General features: G+C 40.0%; 18 protein-coding genes and 1 pseudogene. 2 read left to right on the forward strand and 17 right to left on the reverse strand.

Annotated features, from left to right (window positions below; translation table 11 throughout):
• Positions 1-229: 229 nt before the first annotated feature.
• From UB51_RS10875 to UB51_RS10935, 14 genes and pseudogenes are all read right to left on the reverse strand, one after another.
• Entirely contained in the window at positions 230-1,840 is a 1,611-nt protein-coding gene (locus UB51_RS10875; protein WP_044877315.1) for a response regulator, read from the reverse strand.
• Positions 1,812-3,737: a sensor histidine kinase gene (locus UB51_RS10880; RefSeq protein WP_044877316.1), complete on the reverse strand. Its 1,926-nt coding sequence runs from the start codon at positions 3,735-3,737 to the stop codon at positions 1,812-1,814. Before UB51_RS10880 ends, UB51_RS10875 begins: the two co-directional genes overlap by 29 nt.
• 75 nt (positions 3,738-3,812) lie before the next feature.
• A complete protein-coding gene (locus UB51_RS10885; RefSeq protein ID WP_044877317.1) occupies positions 3,813-5,480 on the reverse strand; it encodes a type 2 periplasmic-binding domain-containing protein in 1,668 nt (555 codons plus the stop codon).
• Positions 5,481-5,573: 93 nt separating this feature from the next.
• Positions 5,574-6,463 (reverse strand): annotated as a pseudogene (locus UB51_RS10890) (carbohydrate ABC transporter permease).
• Positions 6,464-6,484: 21 nt separating this feature from the next.
• Positions 6,485-7,447, reverse strand: coding sequence for an ABC transporter permease (locus UB51_RS10895; RefSeq protein WP_044877318.1), 963 nt, complete (start codon positions 7,445-7,447; stop codon positions 6,485-6,487).
• A gap of 191 nt (positions 7,448-7,638) precedes the next feature.
• The gene (locus UB51_RS10900; RefSeq protein WP_044877319.1) at positions 7,639-10,860 is read right to left on the reverse strand and encodes a hypothetical protein; all 3,222 of its coding nucleotides are present in this window, start codon (positions 10,858-10,860) and stop codon (positions 7,639-7,641) included.
• A 12-nt stretch (positions 10,861-10,872) separates the two neighbouring features.
• On the reverse strand, positions 10,873-12,213 hold the full coding sequence (locus UB51_RS10905) for a glycoside hydrolase family 30 protein (protein WP_044877320.1): 1,341 nt from the start codon (positions 12,211-12,213) through the stop codon (positions 10,873-10,875).
• A gap of 86 nt (positions 12,214-12,299) precedes the next feature.
• Positions 12,300-13,319 carry a LacI family DNA-binding transcriptional regulator gene (locus UB51_RS10910; RefSeq protein WP_044877321.1) on the reverse strand — a complete coding sequence of 340 codons (1,020 nt, stop codon included), beginning with the start codon at positions 13,317-13,319 and terminating at the stop codon, positions 12,300-12,302.
• A gap of 274 nt (positions 13,320-13,593) precedes the next feature.
• Positions 13,594-14,694: an ATP-binding protein gene (locus UB51_RS10915; RefSeq protein ID WP_052675862.1), complete on the reverse strand. Its 1,101-nt coding sequence runs from the start codon at positions 14,692-14,694 to the stop codon at positions 13,594-13,596.
• An 83-nt stretch (positions 14,695-14,777) separates the two neighbouring features.
• On the reverse strand, positions 14,778-14,927 hold the full coding sequence (locus UB51_RS28235; RefSeq protein ID WP_160297255.1) for a hypothetical protein: 150 nt from the start codon (positions 14,925-14,927) through the stop codon (positions 14,778-14,780).
• Between the two features lie 220 nt (positions 14,928-15,147).
• Positions 15,148-16,134 carry a siderophore ABC transporter substrate-binding protein gene (locus UB51_RS10920; protein ID WP_044877322.1) on the reverse strand — a complete coding sequence of 329 codons (987 nt, stop codon included), beginning with the start codon at positions 16,132-16,134 and terminating at the stop codon, positions 15,148-15,150.
• A gap of 118 nt (positions 16,135-16,252) precedes the next feature.
• Complete coding sequence (locus UB51_RS10925; protein ID WP_044877323.1) at positions 16,253-17,011, reverse strand: iron ABC transporter ATP-binding protein; 759 nt, start codon at positions 17,009-17,011, stop codon at positions 16,253-16,255.
• The gene (locus UB51_RS10930) at positions 17,008-17,952 is read right to left on the reverse strand and encodes an iron chelate uptake ABC transporter family permease subunit (RefSeq protein ID WP_044877324.1); all 945 of its coding nucleotides are present in this window, start codon (positions 17,950-17,952) and stop codon (positions 17,008-17,010) included. Before UB51_RS10930 ends, UB51_RS10925 begins: the two co-directional genes overlap by 4 nt.
• Entirely contained in the window at positions 17,952-18,902 is a 951-nt protein-coding gene (locus UB51_RS10935; protein ID WP_044877325.1) for an ABC transporter permease, read from the reverse strand. Before UB51_RS10935 ends, UB51_RS10930 begins: the two co-directional genes overlap by 1 nt.
• Before the next feature lie 295 nt (positions 18,903-19,197).
• Here UB51_RS10935 and UB51_RS10940 point away from each other — a divergent pair, with 295 nt between their 5' ends.
• Entirely contained in the window at positions 19,198-20,091 is an 894-nt protein-coding gene (locus tag UB51_RS10940) for a C40 family peptidase (protein ID WP_044877326.1), read from the forward strand.
• A 96-nt stretch (positions 20,092-20,187) separates the two neighbouring features.
• The gene (locus UB51_RS27110; RefSeq protein WP_082063108.1) at positions 20,188-20,319 is read left to right on the forward strand and encodes a DUF4023 domain-containing protein; all 132 of its coding nucleotides are present in this window, start codon (positions 20,188-20,190) and stop codon (positions 20,317-20,319) included.
• 60 nt (positions 20,320-20,379) lie between these two features.
• Here the strand turns inward: UB51_RS27110 and UB51_RS10945 are convergent, their stop codons facing one another.
• The 3 genes from UB51_RS10945 to UB51_RS10950 form a co-directional block, all read right to left on the reverse strand.
• Complete coding sequence (locus tag UB51_RS10945; RefSeq protein ID WP_044877327.1) at positions 20,380-20,613, reverse strand: aspartyl-phosphate phosphatase Spo0E family protein; 234 nt, start codon at positions 20,611-20,613, stop codon at positions 20,380-20,382.
• A gap of 190 nt (positions 20,614-20,803) precedes the next feature.
• On the reverse strand, positions 20,804-20,950 hold the full coding sequence (locus tag UB51_RS28240; protein WP_160297256.1) for a hypothetical protein: 147 nt from the start codon (positions 20,948-20,950) through the stop codon (positions 20,804-20,806).
• Positions 20,913-22,328, reverse strand: a complete 1,416-nt coding sequence (locus UB51_RS10950) for a hypothetical protein (protein WP_044877328.1) — start codon at positions 22,326-22,328, stop codon at positions 20,913-20,915. Before UB51_RS10950 ends, UB51_RS28240 begins: the two co-directional genes overlap by 38 nt.
• Positions 22,329-22,532 lie beyond the last annotated feature (204 nt).

Genomic DNA, 22,532 nt, shown 5'->3' on the forward strand with positions numbered 1-22,532 from the left:
TACACCGCTAATAGCGGTTAAAATTCAGGGGCAAAGGCGAACGCTACGCTTCTCCATGACAATTCCATCCTCTCCACTATAGTCAGCATAAAATTCTAGTTTCAGCAAGCACTGATTATGAATTAGAGCCATATTAGTTTTCACTATTCATTGCTTATATTTCTATGAGAAACGGCTTCGCCTTCCTTTAAGGACGCGAAGCCGTTTCTTCTTGTTTTATTTGATGAACTTATATCGATTCACTAGAACTAGAATCATCCTTTAATCGTTCGTCAGCATGAAGCTTTATTCGATACTCATGAGGAGATATCCCCTCTAGTTCTTTAAAAACACGAGAGAATTGCTTGCTATTCTCGAACCCGACGGATTCCCCAATCCCTGCAAGTTTAAGCGGACTATTCAACAACAATTCCTTGGCTTGTCGAATCCGTACCTTTTTTAAGTATAGAACGAAATTGTCACCCGTATGAGCCTTAAATGCCTCACTAAAATAAGAGTAACTCAAGGACACATGATTGCTCACCATCGCCATATTCAACGGACGGGCATAGTACTCATCTATAAAAGCAACTGCTTCTTTCATATCACCATGCTCTGTATATGCTGATCGAACCTGTGTAACATAATCATTCACGCTAATAAGTAAGTGTTCTAACTTGCGATAGTAATCATGAAAGCACCTGAAGTTGGACATATTCCCTACCTTCTTGTATAGCTTAAGTACTTCCACTGAAGATTCTCCGTATACAAGAAATACCTCATCTAGTACCTGCTCATTCACGAGTCTACTAACTCGCTCCAAATACGCAATGTCGATCTGATGCAAATGTTCAATCTGAAATATTGAACCCAACAGCGCCATCATTTCTTTCTCACGGTCTGTACCGAGCATGTTAGCCAATTTACGGATATCCTCGTGGGGTAGTGAAAAGCTCCGACGTTCCTCTTTTACCGCTGCATAATCAATATAATTAGCTTGTGGATACACAAAGGTATATTGCAGTGCTCTAAGAGCCTCCTCATATTGCATTCTAATATCTAATAGGCTATGAGCCTCAGTGTTGCTAATACCCATTCGCAACCCATGCCAACCTTTTACTTCAGCCTGTATAGATAACTCTTGAAACCAATTCTTTGGACTCCCAACCAGCACTATTTTTCCTTCAAAGTCAGAGGTCATCGCTTCAAGGTTCCCGTCAAATGAACCAGACAGTCGTTCCACTAAACTTTGTGTCTCATTTGGAGACATCCTAGACCCATCTTCATATTGAAAATTCACAACGGCTACTCTATAGGGCTTCTTAAATTGATGAAACCCAATCTCGACAATATAACGCTCCAACTCCTCGTCCGACAAATCCTTAGGTTGAAGCAACAATTGCTGTATACAACTGGAACGAAGCCCCTTGTAGAAAACTTCACTTTGCTCTTCTCGTTGCCGATTGATCGCTTCCTGTTCTGTTAATTCCTTCTCAATACGTATGAGTAGATCGAACAGTTCTTCACGGCGAATAGGCTTTAGCAAGTAGTCCTTCACCTTATATTTGATCGCTGTCTTTGCATATTCGAAATCATCATATCCACTTAAAATGACAACGACCGGTCCTTTATCGCCAGTCTCGATGGCTAAATCACCTATAAGTCGGATGCCGTCCATTACAGGCATTCGTATATCCGTAATCACGATATCGGCACGTGTCTCTCTGTATTGATCCAATGCATTTTGTCCATTGCTCGCCATATGAATACCATATAAATCTGGGAACTCTCGCTCAATCATCGTCTTTAATCCATATCGAATATTTTTCTCATCATCTACGATCAGTAGCGTTCGCTTCATCCGTACTTCCTCCTGTCAATAGCACTTTAGGTAAAGTTATAAGTACTTTCGTATAAACGCCTTCTACACTAGAAATCTCCAACCCATAACTCTCGCCATAAAAGAGTTGAATCCGCTGATGTACATTATGTAATCCAATTCCTTCACTAGTCCTTACGTGGCCTTGTTTATCTTGATCTGACGCGTTCTGAATATTGAATCCATCCTCTTGTATCCCTTTATTTAGTTCTATAAGCTGATCGCTTCCCATGCCATCTCCATTATCCATAATCGAGATACAAATATCTTCTTTCACTGTCTCGATCAAGATATGAATTCTCTTGTCAGCCTCTTCTGTACTGGATTCTGACCACCCATGCTTCACACTGTTCTCTACGATGGGTTGGAGTGACATCTTCAGTACCTCTAGCTCCATATATTGAGGTGAAATATCCATGACCAACAAAATTGGCTCTTCAAACCGAATATTCATCACATCAATATAGTTTTGGATATGTCTGATTTCATCCTTTAATTTGACATATTCACCCGACCATTTGAAATTATAACGCATCATTCCACCAAGCGAAGTCAGAGCATCGGATACGGTGCGATTGTTGTCTATTTCCGCCAGCATTTTAATATTTTCTAACGTATTATAGAGGAAATGTGAATCAATTTGATTATGTAGCGTTCGTAATTCTGCTTCTTTGGTCAGTGCCTGCTTACGAACAGCTACGGCAACAAGTTCATTGATTTTGTACATCAGCTTATTGAAATGATGAGCCAGCTCACTAATCTCTCCGCCACCACGAATCGTAATCCCTGAGTAGAGCTCCCCTCGACGAACCTTCTTCACCGCTTCGGTAAGTCTTACTAAATTTTTCAGAATAAAAGCATTTAATACATAGGCGATCACCGTGAATAATACGATAAATAAAACATTGACTCCAATTGTCTTGTTACGGATAACCGAAATATCCTTCAAAACATCCTCCATAGAGACTACATTCAGCAAGTAAGCGTCCATACGCTCAATTGGAGTCTGGATAAATAAGAACGATTTACCCTTCTCATTGTACTGAGTGTCCCATACTCCGCCTTGTCGAAGAGAGGTAAAACGATCGAGAATCACTTTATTCATTTCTTTATTGTCTTGAAGGAAGGAATCATTCTCTTTTGTAAACATTTGTAAATCTCCATCTAATAAAAACAATTGCGACTGAGCATCCTGCATATTCGAGAATGTCCTAGGTGAGAATTGAGACAGTAACATATCCACTTGAATAATGCCCGAATGCACACCGGTAGGGATACTGATCTCTCGAAGCAAAGAGAGTTTAGGTTTTTTCTCTGTTATTGAATTAGAATTTCTCTTCGTAAAGTCATGATCATCGTCTTGGAAATACCACATCTGTTGATCCCCTAGACCCAATGTCTGGTTATACCATGGTTCTTGCTGAATCCTATCCTCTCGGAAAATAATAGGCCAAATTTCATGTACATACTCGCTAGCCGAGAACAATCGCAAATGCTCAATATTAGGATTGTTGAACTGTATCCGTGTTAAATTAACAAATGCATTCATATTAAAATCAACAAGTTCTCCTAACTGTGGTTCAGTCTCACTCGTCAAGTAATTCTCAACATCTGTATCAGATACAGCAAGCTGAGCCGAACGCTCCATCGACTCGATTTGATTCAGAATATGAAGTTTTTCCATTTCCAGTAAATTCCCATTCTTACTCATCGTATCTTTAATATAGGTTTCATTAATTGCATTGAAAGAATAGACAGAAACTATTAAACTAGGCACCAAAATAATAAAAATATATGCGAATATTAGGCGACTCTGTAACGATCTACGATCCCACCAATACAACAATGATTGTACATATTTGGGTGTCCATTTCATCATCTAGCACTCTCCATTCTCGTTGAAACAGCCCCGAACTCGTTCAATTACGGGTTCGGGGCTCTATTACCTATATCATTATTTGAGGAATTCCTCTAGCTTCTTCACGTTCTGCTCATATTTCGCTTGTTGGAATGCAGTCACTTTATCCAATCCGTCTTTCTTACGTTTATCTTGATACTCATCCCAAAGGGTGTCGAACTCGGCATCCGATTGTGCCATAAGAAGCTTAGGTAACGTCTTACCTAACAGCTGTCCAAGCTTCGTATTAATGATACCTTCTGGGGAATTACCTGTCGGATTCAATAACTCGAACTCAGATGCACTCACCGTCTTCCCTCTCGTCCAATCTTCAATGGATTTGTACGGTTCTACCCTTTTTGGTGCCCATTGATCTGTCATGTTCGTATTCATCAGCATCCAGAAGGTGTGCGATGCCCCATACTCTTTATCAAAGGCAGATCTGTCTGAATTTAGTAGTGCTAAAGCTTCTGGTTTAAACTGATCTTTTCCATCAATTGTATCATAGGTGAAGCCTTTTTCTCCTAAGAACAAGTCCTTATTTCCCTCTTCACTATTCAAATAACTTAGGAAACGAATAGCACGAGCTTTGTCTTTCACATTCTTGGAAATCAAGGTTACTGTCCAGCCAGAGATACCAGGACCATCCAGTGTAGGTGTATCTAGATTGCTGTTGGTTGGTCCATCAACAGCGATATATACTGAATTCGGATCATTTGTAAAGAGCGTATTTAATTGTGCTTCCATATCTTTACCTTGATAGATCAATGCAAAATAACGGCCTTGTGCAAGCTTCTCTTCCATTTGAGGACGCTTATCAATGAAAATGTCTTTGGAAAGTAGCCCATCTTGATTCGCTTGACGTAATGTTTTGAGCCATGTCACATATTCTGGATCCGTCGAGCGATCATATAGTTGGCCATCCTTCGCTTTTGGGATTGCTAATAGATTCTGTATATAACCTTCTAGGGAATAGTTCCCGTTCTCTGTAAACTCATGTAATCCAAGTGGAATTAAAGGTTGACCGTTTACAGTACCGAATTTCTCCTTAGCGGATTGTAGCGCTTTCAAGAAACCATCTGGTGTACGCATATCCGGTTTACCAAGGGCTTCGTACATGTCTTTACGTACGAGAAACACTTGGTTAGAGACATAAGTATCTCCATATTGAGCATAATCTTTCGGAGAAGACGACGCATTGGGATAAGCATAGACATTACCATCAGGCTGTGTATACCATGACAGCTTAGCTGCATCAGAGGATGTAAAGAAGTATGGATCATATTCATCAGCTAGTTCATTCAGCGGGAGTACCAACTCACCGTCAATCATCTTCTGTATGGAAGCTTCTCCTTTATCTAACGTTATGAAGTCTGGGAGATTACCAGACGCGATTAATGTATTTAGCTTCTCATTTTCATTACCTGCAGGAACGATAAAATTAATATCTACGCCCGTCTTTTTCGTAATAAATTTCGACGTCGGATCCACGCCCCATTTATTTGCAAACCAAGAGAAATTCAAATACCAATCAAATGTAATCGGAGTAATATCTTCTTTCCAACCCGGTTGATCTGCGGTCAGCTTGACGATGGGAGTGTCTTCCCCTTTATTACTATTAGCAGCTTTCTCTTTCTCACTATTCCCTGAGGAACAGGCAGCTGTAGAAACTACCATTACCAACGCTATCAGCAGGAACAAGCTACGCTTCAAATGATGATTCATGTTTTTTTCTTACCCCTTTTCATTGGTATCATTATTTATATTGCAACTCTCACCATCCGTAGATAGTAAGAGGAACTACCTTGAAATAATAGACTATCCTTTGATTGAACCAATCATCATACCCTTCACAAAGTACTTTTGTAAGAAAGGATAGACGAACACAATAGGAAGTGTCGTAACGACCATGGTCGCCAATTTAATCGATTGGGATGTCACTGTCTTTGTTCCAGCACTTCCTTGCACCGCAGTCATCATTTGACTTGAACTCGATTGCGCAACAACTCGGTATAAATAAGTCTGTATAGGCTGTAGATCCGTATTGTTGATATAGATCATTCCCGTGAAATAATCATTCCATTGAAATACACCATGGAATAAGGCAATGGTCGCAATAACAGGCATGGATACGGGAAGAATCACTCTCAGAAAGATAGACCAATCGTTCGCACCGTCAATTCTAGCAGCTTCCTCCAACCCTTCTGGAATTTCTCGAAAGAACGTCATGAAGATGATAAGGTCGAAGAAACTGAACATGAAAGGAATGATATATACTAGGAAATTATCAAGTAAATGAAGATCTTTAATCAGTAAGAATGACGGGATCAGTCCGCCTGCAAAGAATAGCGTAACCGTACCCATGATAATATAAATTTTACCTCCTATGAGTCCTTTTCGTGAGAAGGCGTAGGCCACCATCGCCGTAAAGAATACATGCGCTACAGTACCGCTGAGCGTCTTAGCAACCGTAATTCCCATGGCAGTCATAATACCTGGGCTTTCGAATACCGCCTCAAAATTCTTAAGACTGAACATTCTCGGCCACCAGTAGATCCCCCCCGCATAGCATCTGTGCCATTATTAAAGGCGTTGACCAAGACGTACCATATCGGGTAAAGGGTAAGGAAACAGATAAGGAGCATACCGATCGTGTTGAGTAGATCGAAAAGGGCCTCACCTTTGGTTTTGCGTTGCAGAGTAAACATGTGTGTATGAACCTCCTTGTTCTAAAACAGCGACGTATCATTGATTTTTTTAGATATTTTATTTGCGACAAGTAGTAGAATTAGTGCAATCACTGACTTAATCAATCCGACAGCAGCTGAATACGAATACCTACCCGAGAGTAAGCCCGTTTGATATACATAGTAATCAATAACATTACTAGCACTGTCATTCAATGCGTTACGCAAGACTAGAATCTGATCAAAATTGGAGTTAAGCACGCCGCTAACGGCCAGAATGAATAGAATACTTATCGTAGATTTAATCGAAGGTAATGTAATATACCACATTTTCTGAAAACGTCCTGCACCATCGATGGTCGCTGCTTCATACATTTCAGGAGATACACTCGAGATCGCAGCAAGATAGATAATCGCTGACCATCCCAACTCTTTCCACAAATCCGAGGTGATAATGATCGTCCAGAAATAGTTAGGTTCAGCCAAATATGTGATCGGTTGATCGATAATATGTAATGCAAGTAATATGTTGTTAATAATCCCTACATCAGCTAACCATGTTGCTAGAATTCCACCCAGTACAACCCATGAGAGAAAGTGAGGCAGATAGGAGATCGTCTGTACAAATTTCTTGAATCGAATAGATCGTACTTCATTAAGAAAGAGAGCAAATATGATAGGCAATGGGAACCCAACAATTAACTTAATAAAACTAATTCCTAACGTATTTTTGATCACATTCACTAAATTATCATCATCTAGAAAATCTCTGAAATGCATCAACCCTACCCAAGGTGCCTCGGATATTGAACGTATGATGTCGAATTCTTTGAACGCAATGATTACACCGTACATTGGAATATAGTTGAATATAATCATCCACGCGACTCCGAGTAGAGCCATCGTCTGAATATGCCTCTGGGCATACCATTTCCTCCACCACTTGCGTGTAGATGGAATCTGTTTGGTCGATAGCTCTTTATTTATTGTGGGTTCCAAATCCATGATTTCTTACCTCCATGCTGTCTATGTTGTAAACACTTACATTACTCTTTTATAGTACTTACTTTCTCCCATAGACATAAGGCTTCATATTTCATATTTAGGGTCTCATATTTCGGATATACCTCCTCACAAGAAAAGCCTGACGGAAAATTAACCGTCAGGCCCTTCTGTGCTATCTCTTCTCTTCTTTTCTATTCCATGAAGATTTCTATCGCTGCTACTTCACCATTACGTATGGCTACGGACTCTATTCCTTGTATGACAGCTCCATCGCATTCAACTATCGTACCGTCACGTTTAACCAGCTTCAAGAACCTTATGACTGCAGCATTGGCTCCGAATGTATCTACTCGGCGGGGATTGTGGTACGTCACTTGTATGCTTCCAAGGAAAGTAAAGGATACCTTACCTGACTCATCGAATAACCAGCTTGGTAATGCTGGAGTAAGAGTAAGTGTTAACTCTCCATCGCTAACTGTAAATACGTTCTTCCCAGCCATCATCCTTCTCCACATACTGAGGAACTCCGCTGTCGATCCACTCAATCTGGCAACGAAACCTCTTCCATGAACTTCAGGATCTGGATTTCCACCCGTTGCAATAAATGAGGAATTCTCTAACGTGCTACGTCCATATACTGCCGGATCTAAGAAAGGAACGAGCGCTGTCTTCAGTTCTCCAAAGTACTGCTCATAAAGACCTGCATTCAATAGCTCGAATAAGTATTTATAAGACATATGAAGAAAATTGGATTCTCGTTCTAACCACCCTGGTGTAAAGGCACGCATCCGTCCAATTTCATGTGATTCTGAATCTAGATTAACAGATGTTTGATACATTTGGGTCGTCTGATCGTACATCTCGGTCTTCTTAATCCGGTCGTAAATATCCTTGACCTGGTGTGGATCGTTCAACGTCTTCATCCAACGTGTAGGCCCTTCTAGGAAATGTGGTAATGCGTAAACTTGGAAGCTCTTCACTCTTGCTCTCTGAAGCCCACTACTACTCAAATCCGGTTTTCCGTTCACATCTACTAAACTTTCAAACTCCGTAGCTTCAAAACGGAAATAGGTAGGAACGATTCCGTCACCTAGCTCAATGGCTCTCGTAATTCCCTCGTCTAGTTTCACTAAGAAATCGGAGAATTCTTCCTCAATGACTGTTAAAGAAATTTCACGCTCTACTCCCGTAATTCCGTATCGAATACGCTCCCGATAAGCTTCACGGGCAGAGGCGACCACATCCCAGTAATGGAATGAATCTAGCTGTTCTTCTTGATAGCGTACAACGGCTTGATGGACATCATCGAGCAGCTCAGCCATTTCTTCGGGTAAGCGAATAAACTTATCGTCGTATTTCTTCACACTTTCTAACAAGAAAATAATCATACGCTTCAATTCAAAAGTCTCACTCATACCTGAGCCAAACAACGCAGGAAGTCCATTCATCGCGTCATTCCACCCCGGCTTGTTCGCTTCCATTTCAAGACCCATGCCATAGGGATCTAAGGAAGTGAATTTATTCAAGGCTAAAGATACAATTTTGGTGAATAGATTCGTCTGATATATTTCTCCTATGCCACCGTCTGTTTGTAGCCAGTTCGTATCCTTCATTGTACGTCCAAGACGTTTTAACTTCTCCTCGTCCTCGATCAGCGCATCATACTGCCGAACTTGGTTATGAACAACGACATATTTCTTAGACCGTGGCTGAACATAAGCAGCACTATCGTAAAAAGCATAGGTATCATCTGCAAACAGAAGCTCTTCTTTCTTGTCCGGGAATATGTCCAGATAGCTGTCCACTAAGTCCATATTATAAGTCCAATGATCAGACCAGAACCCTTCACCGAAACCGGCTTCGATATTTTGCTGAGAAAGAGCCAGCACACCGCTTAGTAAACGTTCCTCGCTTACATGAAGCTGAACGGCATGATCTGCAATGAAGTTAATTATTTGCCCTGGTGTATATTTTCTGCTACACAGTGCAATTAGTTTCTCATGTTGATCTGCAGCAGCACTTCTAAGCCATTCCTCAAGTTTACTTTCATTCTCTGACCTAACCTTAAAGCTACACCCTTGCACGCTAAGTGGATTATACCCATCTGCCTGCATCAGACTAAAGAACATTTTAATATTAAACGTGCCTACCTTAGGGTTGAAGAACACATCATTACGACGGTTCTGATTCATGTCCCGGAAATTGCCGTTACCTTGGGAGTAATATTCTGGAGCCAGTGAGAAGAAATTGTAATCTCGCTCCAAGTCTCCATGCTTACGGGAATACAGATGTACAACAAACCCTTCACCCTCATTGTCAAAAATAAACGGATACCCTCCACGGAGGAAATTATCCATATAGGACTGCCGTGCGTAAGCATCAAATAATTCAGAAGACGTGTGCGTTGCAATGTCTGACGTCAAACCTTCAACTAAGCTACTCGCCTCTTCTCGCTTACGAGAAATATAGTCTACAGAGCATAAGCGATCTGCTTTGGCATTGATTCTCTCAATATCATTCACATGACCGATGATCGTGTTCACGGTTAGATGCTCTCCCGGAGCAAGATTCTGTTCTACACCGCTGAAGCCACAAGGCACTTTATTAACCGGATATTGTGGCTGTTGAACAAGTTCAGCAAGCGTAGCAGATGCAAAGTTATCCGGATACATCAGTGAGGTATTGCCTCCAAACACGACCTCGAAATCAACAATCGGAGCAATCCGTTGTCCTTCACCTGTGAAGGATAAATAGAAATGTCCACTCGTCACTTCGCTGACACGTGCCTCATCCCCAGTACTCGAACGCACGTGGAAGAACGGGATTCCATTGTCTAGATTATAGACCTCCATCCAACTACGTAACAGATTGCCGATCTCCTTAAACCCACCATTCTCTACTCCGTATGGGAGAATTTCCGGCATCCCATCTAGCAGTTCTAATTGAATAGGTTCCTTCCCGATATTCACGATTTCAACCTGACGGACCAAAGCAGCGTAATCGTCATTCGGTAGATTGAAATAATTCACCACCGTCTTCAATCCGTGTTCTGTATGTGTCTCTTCGATCGTGAGTCCATTCGGAGAAATCCTCATCACGCGAGAAGCCTGTGCATCAGGGCGGGCCGATTGAAACGGCTCATAGATAACATCTTGGCCTAGCACCTTAATAAACGTCCGAAATCCATTAGCTGCAACGTTCTTATAAGTAATACTGGCGGGTGAAAATTCCATGATGGCTGAATTCTTATCTCGAATCCCGAAGCTACATACCCCTTGTCCCCGATTGACGTAGAATGTCCACATAGGAATTCCCTTTAATCCTGCCATTCCCGGCAGGAAACTGGAGAACGGTTTAGCTTGATCAAATTGCTCAATAACAAACGTGTTTTTCTCATAATAATACTTAGACATGGTGATTCACTCCTATTTAGAAATGATATAAGTGATAATGGAATGCGGTTGTAGCTTTGCTTCCAACAACCCTTCTCCTAGGCCGATCGTCGCCTTTTGTATCTCATCCGTCTCATTCATGACAACTAGCGCTATGCTACCGTCTGGATTCAAGAACGCTGTCGAGAGCAGACTGTCGACTTTGGATATCTGTCCAATACGTACAGCACCTGGAGCGATATATTTACTGAAATGTCCAATGTAATAATAAGAGCTATTATAGTGAATGGTATCTGTCTTTGTATCTGCTATGATCGGGGCATCGCAATAGTTACCAACATGGTTAGGTCCACCCATCTGATCTAGAACGATGTTCCAATCTAAGTACCCTTCGGTCCAGTTATTCAAATCCCCAATCATGTTTCTACCGTATCTTTCGCCTGTGAACCATTCACCAAGCTTGACGCCACCTTCTTGACATCCTTCTGTAAACAACAGATGTTTGTCCGGGAACAAGTCATGCACCTTACCTACATTCTCAAATTCCTCACTTACGTACCAGTGTAATCCTGTACCCCACACATATTTCGCCGCTTCTGGATCAGACAGTACAACCGATGCTCTCTCTACGATAATGTCGCGGTTATGATCCCAGATCAGAATTTTAACATCTTCGTAGCCCTCTTGGTGCATGATCGGACCCAAGTGATTTTTAATAAAATCACGCTCTTCTTCAGCACTGTAAATACACGAATCCCATGTTTGTACAGCAGCTGGTTCATTCTGTACGGTTATCCCCCAGATTGGAACGCCTTCCTTCCCATAAGCTTCAATAAACTTGGTATAATAGCGTGCCCAGACTTGCGTGTATTCCTCTTTCAATTGGCCACCGTTATTCATTTCCCCATTAGTTTTCATCCAAGCTGGTGGACTCCAAGGAGAAGCAAGCATGATAAATGCGTCACCTTTTACCTTCATCGCATCCTTAATCAGCGGTAGCACCCATTGATGATCATGCGATATATCGAAAGTCGACAGCTCTGTATCGTTATCTTCCACATACGTATAGTTACCTAGGGCAAAATCACAACTGTGAATATGTACTCTCCCTATGGAATAACCCAATCCTTCAATCGGATCGAAATAGCTACGGATAACCTCCGCTCGCTTCTGTTCACTGACACGAGACAAGGTATACGCCGAAGCCTCCGTAAATGCACCTCCAAAACCAACGATATTTTGATACGTTATGCTTGGGTCAAGCTCCACATCTGCCACTTCTCCAGAACCTCGATGCAGTAAAGAAATGCTCCCCGTCTCACTTAAACGTTCTCCCGAATCCTTTGCAGTTACGACCATTTTGACATTCTTCATTTTTGAAAAACTCCTTATTCCATAAGATACGAAACCGGTTTCGAAAAATATTAAAAAAAAGAATTCCATAGGTTTTTTAATACATCTTACATTTCGGTAATAACCAAGCTACATGAATCCCTAACGACCAATTTTACAGGTACCAACAATGATTCTAGATCGAGCGTTGGGTCATCTATAGAGCGAATCAGCATGTCTGCGGCCTCACTTCCCATAAGCACCGTATCTTGTGCAATGGTTGTTAAAGCAGGCGTAATATATTGAGATAGCTCAATATTATCAAATCCCACGATAGACAGGTCGTTAGGAATATTAAGCCCTCGCTCCTTAGCAGCCCTTATGGCCCCCAGTGCTAAATGATCCCCTGCTACAAAAACAGCAGTAGGACGATCTTGCAAATCCAAGAGCTCCATCATCGCAGCGTATCCGCTCTCAATGGAATAATAACCACTGTGGACGATATAACACTCTTTCTTCTCAAGATTTAGACTTGTCATTGCCAATTCATATCCCTGCACGCGATTAGAGCCGGCGAATGTATTCATCCCACCTGAAATATGAGCAATTCTGCGATGTCCGAGTGAATGCAAATACTTCACTGCCAGAAGGCTACCTTCAATATTATCTGAATACACAGTATGAGCTTGCGAGGTATCATAATCCAGAATGACGCAGGGAATGTCACTATCCAGAAGTTCTTTGAAATAAGGATCTTCATAATCAGATAAAATAACAACGACTCCATCCACACCCCGAATTTTGCAATTCTCTAAATACCCGCTCTGCTTTCCACCTACATCCTTAGAAATAAACATCAGCGCATATCCTTTAGATACCGCAACTTGCTTAAAACTCTCGATGACTGCACTAAAAAAAGGATGTTGCATACCCATGCCAGAGGATTCAACAAATAATACTCCAATGGTCCAAGATTTCTTGGTAGTCAATGTACGTGCATGAGCATTAGGCAGATAACCAAGCTCTTTGGCTGCCTGCAAAATAGCCTGGCGAGTCCGTTCTCTTACATCTGTGTAGTTATTGAATACTTTCGAGACTGTGGTGGGCGAATACCCCGTCTTCTTGGCAATATCATAAATCGTGGTCATTCTTGAAATTCACTCCTGTTGCAAATAGCCTATGGCACATTCTTTAATTGCATTCTAATCGTTTATATTGTGGACGTCAAACAAAAAAATAAACGCTTTCATTACTGATCTATTAGATCCTGATTCGCAGTTCGATTATAAATCTAAGCAATTAAGATAACGTAAGATTTAAGAGAGCCTGTGTCTAGACTTAGGGGGTAATCCGGAAGGATCACTTGACAGGGAGGGAAATGAGTACTCAATTCCGTAATTCCGTGTTTGGAGAATTATTGAATCAAATGCTACTGTGATATATCGGTAAATCAACTGTAAACACCGTACCCACACCAACTTCACTTACTACTGTGATATGACCATGATGATCTTCGATAATCTTTTGGCATAACGACAATCCTAGACCCGTTCCATCTTCCTTGGTTGTATAAAATGGATCAAATATTTTGTTGATTTCACTTGTTGGTATTCCTTTTCCATTATCACAGATCTGGATTAAGGCCCTATCTCCTTCTCTGCTGAGTACAAAGTGTACATAACCTGCTTGTTTCATAGCCTGAATAGCGTTACGAACCAGATTGATTAATACCTGTATGATCTTATCGCGATCCATCAATACCATAATATTCTGATCTGATATGTCCATTTCAATGATGTGTCCATACGATGTAGCCTCGGATTCACACAGAGAATACACCCTAGCCATACAGATTGCCAATATGTCATTCTTTATATTCGTCTCATGTGGTTTCGAGAATTGCAGGAACTCTACGGTCAGTTCACTTACTCTTGCGATTTCTTCCATAATTACATCATACCAGGGTTGAATATTATATCCTGTTTTTTTCGATAACTGGATAAATCCTTGGATCGATGTTAACGGATTACGAATTTCGTGTGCCATGCCCGCCGCTAATTCCCCTAGTGTCTTCATCTTATCTGAACGCAATAGTTCTTCCTGTCGTTTGAGCCGATACTCTCGTCTTACATTATAGATTCGATCTTCCGCTGTTAGCAGCAGTTTCTGGAAGGTGGTGCCTTCCTCTGGGAAGTGAGTGGTGCTACACGTGACCTGAATACCTATTTTCTCGAATATCTGTAGTTCATCCATTCTCTCTGTGCCCGGCAGAATGAGAGCAAAGCGGCCTCCTGCATATCGAGAAGCTGCTAGATGATTTGGGAAATGTTCCTGCAGGATAAGTGAGCATTTGACTAAGATCTCTTCGAAATCCACGGACCTAAAATTATTAATATCAATTAAAACAAGCCGAAATCCCCTGTTCATTCCGATAATCTGCTGAACTTTTGTGATAAACCCATAGTAATTATATAACCCTGTCAGTGGATCATAGTTGATGAGATACTCATTGTGCTTCGCCAATTGTTTACTCTTGAATATAACCCTTACGAAGCCGCAAAATAATAGAAGGATGACTATTGGAATAAACATATAGATAATGAAAACTACCATAATGTAGTCCGAAATGTCTTATGTGGATCTAGCTCAACATCCACCATTTCTCCTAAACCCCGATGCAGAAAAGAAATGCTTCCCTTATCACTTGAGCATTCTCCCAAATCCTTATCCATTACAATCATTTGGACTTGTATCATTTACGAACCACTCCTTATTATATACGACACCGGTTTCGAAGAAAGATTGTTATTCTATCCTTGAGAATTAGGCTAATTACCGAGCTCTTGAGCTTAATTAAATTCTAATCTTTTATATTGTGGACGTCAAACAAAATAAGCCGTGTCAAATCTATAGTTTCCAATGGTAAAAAAACTGCCGAGAACATCATCTCGGCAGTTTAAGAGAAGTAGCAGATTCTTATTGAATCGCTTTACCAATTTCGTTGATCATTTCTACCATCGATACAAGACCACCACCGGATAGATACCAGTAGTTAGGATCAAGGTAGACAATATGTCCTTCTTTGTATGCATTCGTATTCTTCACTAATTCGTTCTCAACAGTATCCTTAGCAGAGGTAGATTCTGCACCTTCAGTAGCTACAACACTTCCCCGATCTACTACAAACAAATAATCTGGATTCTTCTCTACAATAAACTCTGAAGTGACAGTATCTCCATGCGTAGATACTTTAATCTTAGCATCTGCTGGTTTAAATCCTAATACATCATGAATGATTCCAAATCTTGAACTTGGTCCATATGCACTTAGTTTACCTTCATTAGCAAGTACGATAAGTCCATTCTTACCACTTGCTGCTGCTTTATCATGAATTTCTTTAATCGATGCATCAATCTTAGCTAACTCTTCGTCAATCTGTGATTGTTTATCAAAGATTTGACCTAGCGTATTCATATTCTCTTTGAAAGACTCTACTAATTTCGTGTTGTCTACGCCTAAGAAAATCGTTGGAGCGATCTTATTCAACTCTTCGTAAGCATCACTTTGTCTTCCTGAAATGATGATAAGATCAGGATCAAGTGCATTAATTTTTTCGAAATCAGGCTCTTTCAAACTACCTACGTTAGCATATTTTGCATCTTCAAATTTCGCAAGGTACGGTGGAATGTTGGCTTGCGGTACGCCAGTTACTTCAACACCCAACTTATCTAGTGAATCCAGTACTCCGAAGTCAAACACAACCACTTTCTTAGGGTTTGTCTGCACTTTAGTATCACCTAATTGATGCTTGATCGTCAATTCTTTACTCTCCACTGAAGGAGTTGCTCCATTTGTACTTGCTGCTGGTTCTGTCTTTGCTTCTTTGTTATTATTCGAACCGCATGCAGCCACTACTACAGCCACCATTACAGTCATTATGATCATGAGTACACTTTTTTTCAATTCAATCACTCCTAGCTTTTTTTGTAATACTATTAAAATCATTGATGCTGTTTATACCACACTGGCGCCTTTACATATGGCATACGCACATCATAATTTCCCAAATTAGAGTCAACCCTTAAGCAAAATAAACACATATTTTATTTTCTTTTATTTTCTCAATATGAATATCCATTCCATACACATCCTGGAGAACTGTGGGATCGATGATGTCATTTGTAGCACCCTCTTTAACGATTCGCCCATCTTTGAGGGCAACAATATAATCAGAATAGACAGAAGCAAAATTAATATCATGAATAACAATAATGACCGTTTTACCCAGTTCATCAACCATGCGTCTTAGTACCTTCATAATCTGAACGGAGTGCTTCATATCTAGATTATTAAGTGGTTCATCTAACAAAATATAATCTGTGTCCTGTGCGATGACCATGGCGATATAAGCTCGTTGGTTCTGTCCCCCACTTAATTGATCTAAGTATTTATCCTGAATATCTTCAAGATTCATGTATTGAATGGCATCATTCACATACTTCCAATCTTCTGTGGTCAGCTTACCTTGCGAATATGGAAACCTCCCAAAGCACACTAGTTCCTTTATGGTCAATCGGATATTAATATGGTTCGACTGTTTCAGAATGGAAATTTGCTTAGCCAGATCATTACTCTTAACCTTGCTGATTTCCTGCCCCTCAATATATATCTCCCCTTGATCCTTGCTTATGAGGCGACTGATCATCGATAAAAGCGTACTTTTCCCTGCACCGTTAGGTCCGATAAAAGAAGTAATGGTCCCCTTGTTAATTTGGAGGGAAACTTCATCGACGACCCGTTTATCTGCATACTTTTTAGAAACATTTCTTACCTCTATCACGACTTATTCTCCTTTAACAGAAGATATATAAAGTATGCTCCCCCAATAAAGTTGATAATGACACTTAACGTGGTGGAGAATGTAAATACCTTCTCAACAATGAACTGTCCTCCGATTAGTGCGATGATGCTAATTAATATAGAACCAAAGATCAAGTACTTATGTTGATATGTTTTGAGAAATTGATGAGCCACATTGACTACCAGAAGTCCTAAGAAAGTAATCGGACCGACTAATGCCGTTGCGATAGACATCAGTATGGCTACGACAACAAGCAATCTTTTGACAACATAATCGTAATTCACACCTAGATTGACAGCCTGATCTCGTCCTAACGAAATGACATCTAGATACTTAATGAATTGCAAGAAATACACAGTAACGCCAATGACCGCAATGATCGATATGATTAACAAATCTGAATTGATGTTGTTGAAGCTAGCGAACATTTTGTCCTGCAGCATCATAAATTCATTAGGATCAATGAGCACCTCCATAAAGGAAGAGACACTTCCAAAGAATGTCCCGAGTATCATACCAATCAATAACAGAAAGTAAATATTTCTGTGACCTTCTTTGCGGAATAGAATCTTGTAGAACACACCTGAGAACCCCACCATTAACAATACTGAGATCATAAAATTAATATTCCGGTCCGCTGATGTTAGATGGGAGGATCCAAAAGCATAAATGACAAAGGTCTGAAACAACATATATAACGAATCCAAACCTAGAATGCTAGGTGTCAATATACGATTGTTCGTAATCGTCTGAAACACAATAGTAGAGAAGGCAATTGCGCCACCTGTAAGAACCATAGCTAGAATCTTCTTCCCTCTCCTTGGAAGAACATAATCCCAGTGACCACCCACGTCATACAAAAGGAATAACGCAATAAGTGCTATCACAATAACGAATAAAAAACTAAGCTTAACCTTCATTATGCATATGCCTTTCTTCTCATAAGTAAGTAAATAAAGATCCCGCTTCCTATAACGCCAACAGTCAGACCAATGGATATTTCATAGGGATATATAATAAGTCGACCTAGGATGTCACAGAATAGAAGGAATACCGCACCTAATAACGCGGTATGTGAGAGACTCTTTTTCAGATTGTCTCCTTGATAGATCGTTACAATATTCGGAACAATCAGCCCCAAGAAGGGAATCATGCCGACCGTTAGTATAACGATTGAGGACACAGCCGCTACAATGACAAGCCCTATATTTACGACTTGCTTATAATTTAAACCTAAATTCTTAGCGAAATCCTCACCCATACCGGCAATAGTGAACCGATTAGCAAATATGTAAGCAATAATGACGAGCGGAATACTGATATATAACATTTCATATCGGCCCTTCAAGATCACTGAGAAATCCCCCTGCAACCATGAAGCCATATTCTGAATGAGATCATTCTTATAGGCAAAAAATGTCGTGATCGAGCCCACTACATTCCCGAACATAATACCTACCAGCGGGATAAAAATAGCATCTTTATATTTCACCTTGTCAAGAATCTTCATAAAGATAAATGTACCTAGAAGTGCAAATACAAATGCGACTAACATTTTTTGGATCGATGTAGCATTAGAGAACACCATCATGGCGACTAGAATTCCGAACCTTGCGGAATCCATCGTTCCTGCTGTGGTTGGCGAAACAAACTTATTACGGGTCAATTGTTGCATAATTAATCCGACAATACTCATACTCATTCCAGCTATGATAATACTGATTAGACGAGGAACTCGACTAATGACCAACGTTTGAATCTGGTCTTCTGTTAAATGGAAGATTTCCATTGGAGAAATGTCTTTGACCCCAATGAAGATCGAAATAAATGAAAAAACAACAAGTGTAATAAGCAAATATCTCTTTTTCATAGTTCTTCCTTACTCTTCCTGAAGTGTAGTGTTAGTGAGTCTCAATCAATAACGATATTCATTATCAATAAAACAACAAATTTAATTATACTATTATACTCAGTATTGTCAATTGTAAACCCTTAGAGTATTGAATATTTGTAGAGCAATCACACTTTTTTATCTGATTTAGTAATAAAAATCTGCATGATTAGACACATTAACTTAAAAGCTCCCTCAATTTGATGAGTGAATGGAGTAGCTCTTCATTCTATAATCGAGGTTGCACTATAATAGTAATGGAGTGTTCGTAAACATGCTGAAGCCAACCCAATACCTAAAGAAACGCCCCCTAATAGTAGTTACTTGTATCATTCTGCTACTATGTATCTCTTGTAGTAAGACTACTAAGAAACAAGACACCACCCCTTCTGCAAATGCCGCAGGAACGTTTACCGATCAAGTCCTATACACTGATTATTCAGGAAAAACTTGGATACCGTTACAGCATGCCGCTCAATCACTCGGTCTTCGTATCAAGGATTCTGGGAACGCTGTACAAATGGGTTATACCGATCCCATGTATCAGGCCACCCTTGGACAAAAAAAGGCCTCCTCATTAGGGACAAGCATCCAATTGAAAGAAGTACCTATCCGTTGGAAAGGACATTTATATGTTACACCCGAGTCCCTCTCGCAATTGCTTCATACGGATGTTAAATGGAACCAAAGATATCACCAGATAGAAATTTCACCTCTTCATGATGTGGCCTCACCGAGTAAAATCCAACAGAAATCCTTAACGATTGCTAGCACATCAGGGGATATGAGTGAACTTATTGCATATGCCAAAACATTCTTGGGAGTCCCCTATGAATTTGGAGCGGAACCGTATGAACAATCCAAGACCTTTGATTGCTCCTCATTCACTCGACATGTATTCAAAAAATTCAATAAAGACTTGCCTAGACTGGCTAGAGACCAAGGAAAAGAAGGAACTTCAATCACACGGGACAACCTAAGCCCTGGGGATTTAATATTTTTCACCGTTCCTAACCGCTTCAAAAATAACAACATTCCAGGTCATGTGGGAATTTATATGGGAGAAGGGAAGTTTATTCATACATGGGGAGAACCAGGGGTACAGATCAGTGAATTGGATTCCGGCCACTGGAAAGAAGTGATTCTTTTTATGCGGCGTGTCACATAATGGTCCTAATATTTATGGCTGATGACCATTCAAGACTCATGAATTAGGCCATTGATGGAGATAGTATGAATAGTAAATATGAGGAGGCTAGAACCCATGGATAGTACACATGAATTCGTAAAGAAGTTACATGATACGCAGGCTAAAGAGGAACGTAATAAGGAACATCAAGGCAAAGGAACCCCAAGTGACAAATTATCCAACAAGAAGCACAGTACCAATAAATAGATAAACCATGACGGTATCGTTTCTTAATTATGGAGACGATGCCGTTGTTTAGTTTATGGTTCATAACATCCCTATAAGCTCTTTAGTTCGACTTGAATTTGTCATTTTATCGTTTTGATTGTTTATATATTCAATCTTTTCCTTTTGGAATTTCTTCATGTATACGTTTATTATTCGATCAAGTTGTACCGACTTTACCAAGATTCGCTGATCTCTAACACCATATATACTTGCTAGAGTATTTAATTCACTTCGCTTACTCTCTATCAATTTGTATATTGTGATTGGATTCAATAGTTTCCCCTCCTTTTTTCAACTAAATATTAATATAAGTTACCAAATTGTTACTTTTTCGTTTATAGATTTTTTTAATTATTGTACCACCCATACTATGCTGTTCTCCCTTCTATAACCGCATAAAAAGAGCCGTCGAAAGAATTCCGAACGGCTTTTTGGATATTTAATTATGTAACAGTAAGAAGTATTATAATCCGTGTCCAGCACCATGATCTAATACTTCAAACGTATGAGAGCCACTAGGTTGTACAGTATGAGTTCCTCCAAATTGTCCAATCGAAATAACGCCACTTAAACTAATTACTAGAATTAACGAAGCCACCAAAGTTTTCATAATTACATCCTCCTTTTATAATTCTGTTATACTCTTCTAGCTCTTCTTTAGAGGCTAACCTCCTGTAATTGTCAAACAATGACATAGAAGCTATTATTCCTCCTTTTTTATTTATATTAGCATAAATTGTAAAACTTTGTAAAGAACTTCTTATCCCTTCTCTGTATCTTTTATTACCAAATTGATATAGTGCAATTTGATAACAAAGATTTGCACATCGTATCCTATTAGATACATCAGTATAACCATTGCTTAAGTCTGAGAAAGGATCCTTCTCATACTCTTGAATAGCGTCGTTAAACTGCTCCAGAATATCGTCTACAGAGAAGCCATGTTGGTTCGCCGATTCCATAATGGTTAGAAGACCAGGCAGAACCTCTTGCGAATGATCCTGCAACAGTTGTGTATATTCCGGAAGAATACTAACATTACCCATAAGAATCTTTAACGTGTACGTGTTGGCTATCGCCCACACACGGAATTTCTCCACTAATAGTTGTCCTTGTTGATCTGATACTTCTACCCAACTTAAGTCCGCATATGCAGCCACATACTTCATGGCTTCCTCGTAGCGTCCTAGATGTTCTAACGCTGATCCCTTCATCAAATAACCGTAACCGTAATAACCCACCAACGGCTTTTCTGTATTTAACCTCTCATAGGGCCTCTTTCCTAAACGTCTACTTTTCTCACTCTGTAAAACGATGTTAGAGAGAACGATTAGTTCATCCGCATAATACTCGATTTTCTCCCATTTATTCATAGAGTAATAAATATTCAATATTTTATACAAAGCATCTAACTGGTAATTCTCGGGTAGTCTCTTACGATAAGCAATAAACTGAAGTGTGACCTCCATATTAAGCTCTGCATCAAGCCCAAGAGAAGCTCTAAATATGCGATATTGGCTAATCGCTAGCCTCTCAGAATGTTGATACTTCTCATGCTCCGAGACACATTTATAGAATATAATAGATTCTTGGGTCTTCCCACTAGTGTACAACTGCTCAGCGATAGAGAAAATTAACGTTACATAGGTAAGGTTCTCCATTAACCTAGATAATACATTAGCAATCGTGTCCTCTTTGCCAAGCTCCGCACAGCGAATTAGAAAAGAGCTAATCCTTCTACCATTCGGTTTCTCATTGACGAAACATTCTCCAACATACAAGTCATACAGAGCTCCCTCGGCATAACCAAGAGCCTTCGTAATTAGATCTATCTGCCGCACGGAGATGGGCTTCGGTGGATTATTGTTAAGAATTGCACTGATCACACCCTTATTAATCCCTGAAGCTAGTCCAAAACTACTGAATGTATGTCCAAAACTTGCTATATGATTTATAATTTCTGCTCGAATCGTGGTTGCAGGACTCATTCCATCACCCCTATAACAGAAAATTGATCTCAATAAATTGAGCCTAATTTAGTATTTTATTCTATATAATTACAATTATACGAATAAATTGATATACGGTCAATTAATACTCTACAAACAAAATATTATCGTATCAGTGTAGTCTATCATCTAAGATAGCCCTCTTTTTAAGTGTACAAAAAAACCACCAGAGGATCTTTCCTT

It is taken from the genome of Paenibacillus sp. IHBB 10380, assembly GCF_000949425.1.
Classification (GTDB): Bacteria; Bacillota; Bacilli; order Paenibacillales; family Paenibacillaceae; genus Paenibacillus_AQ.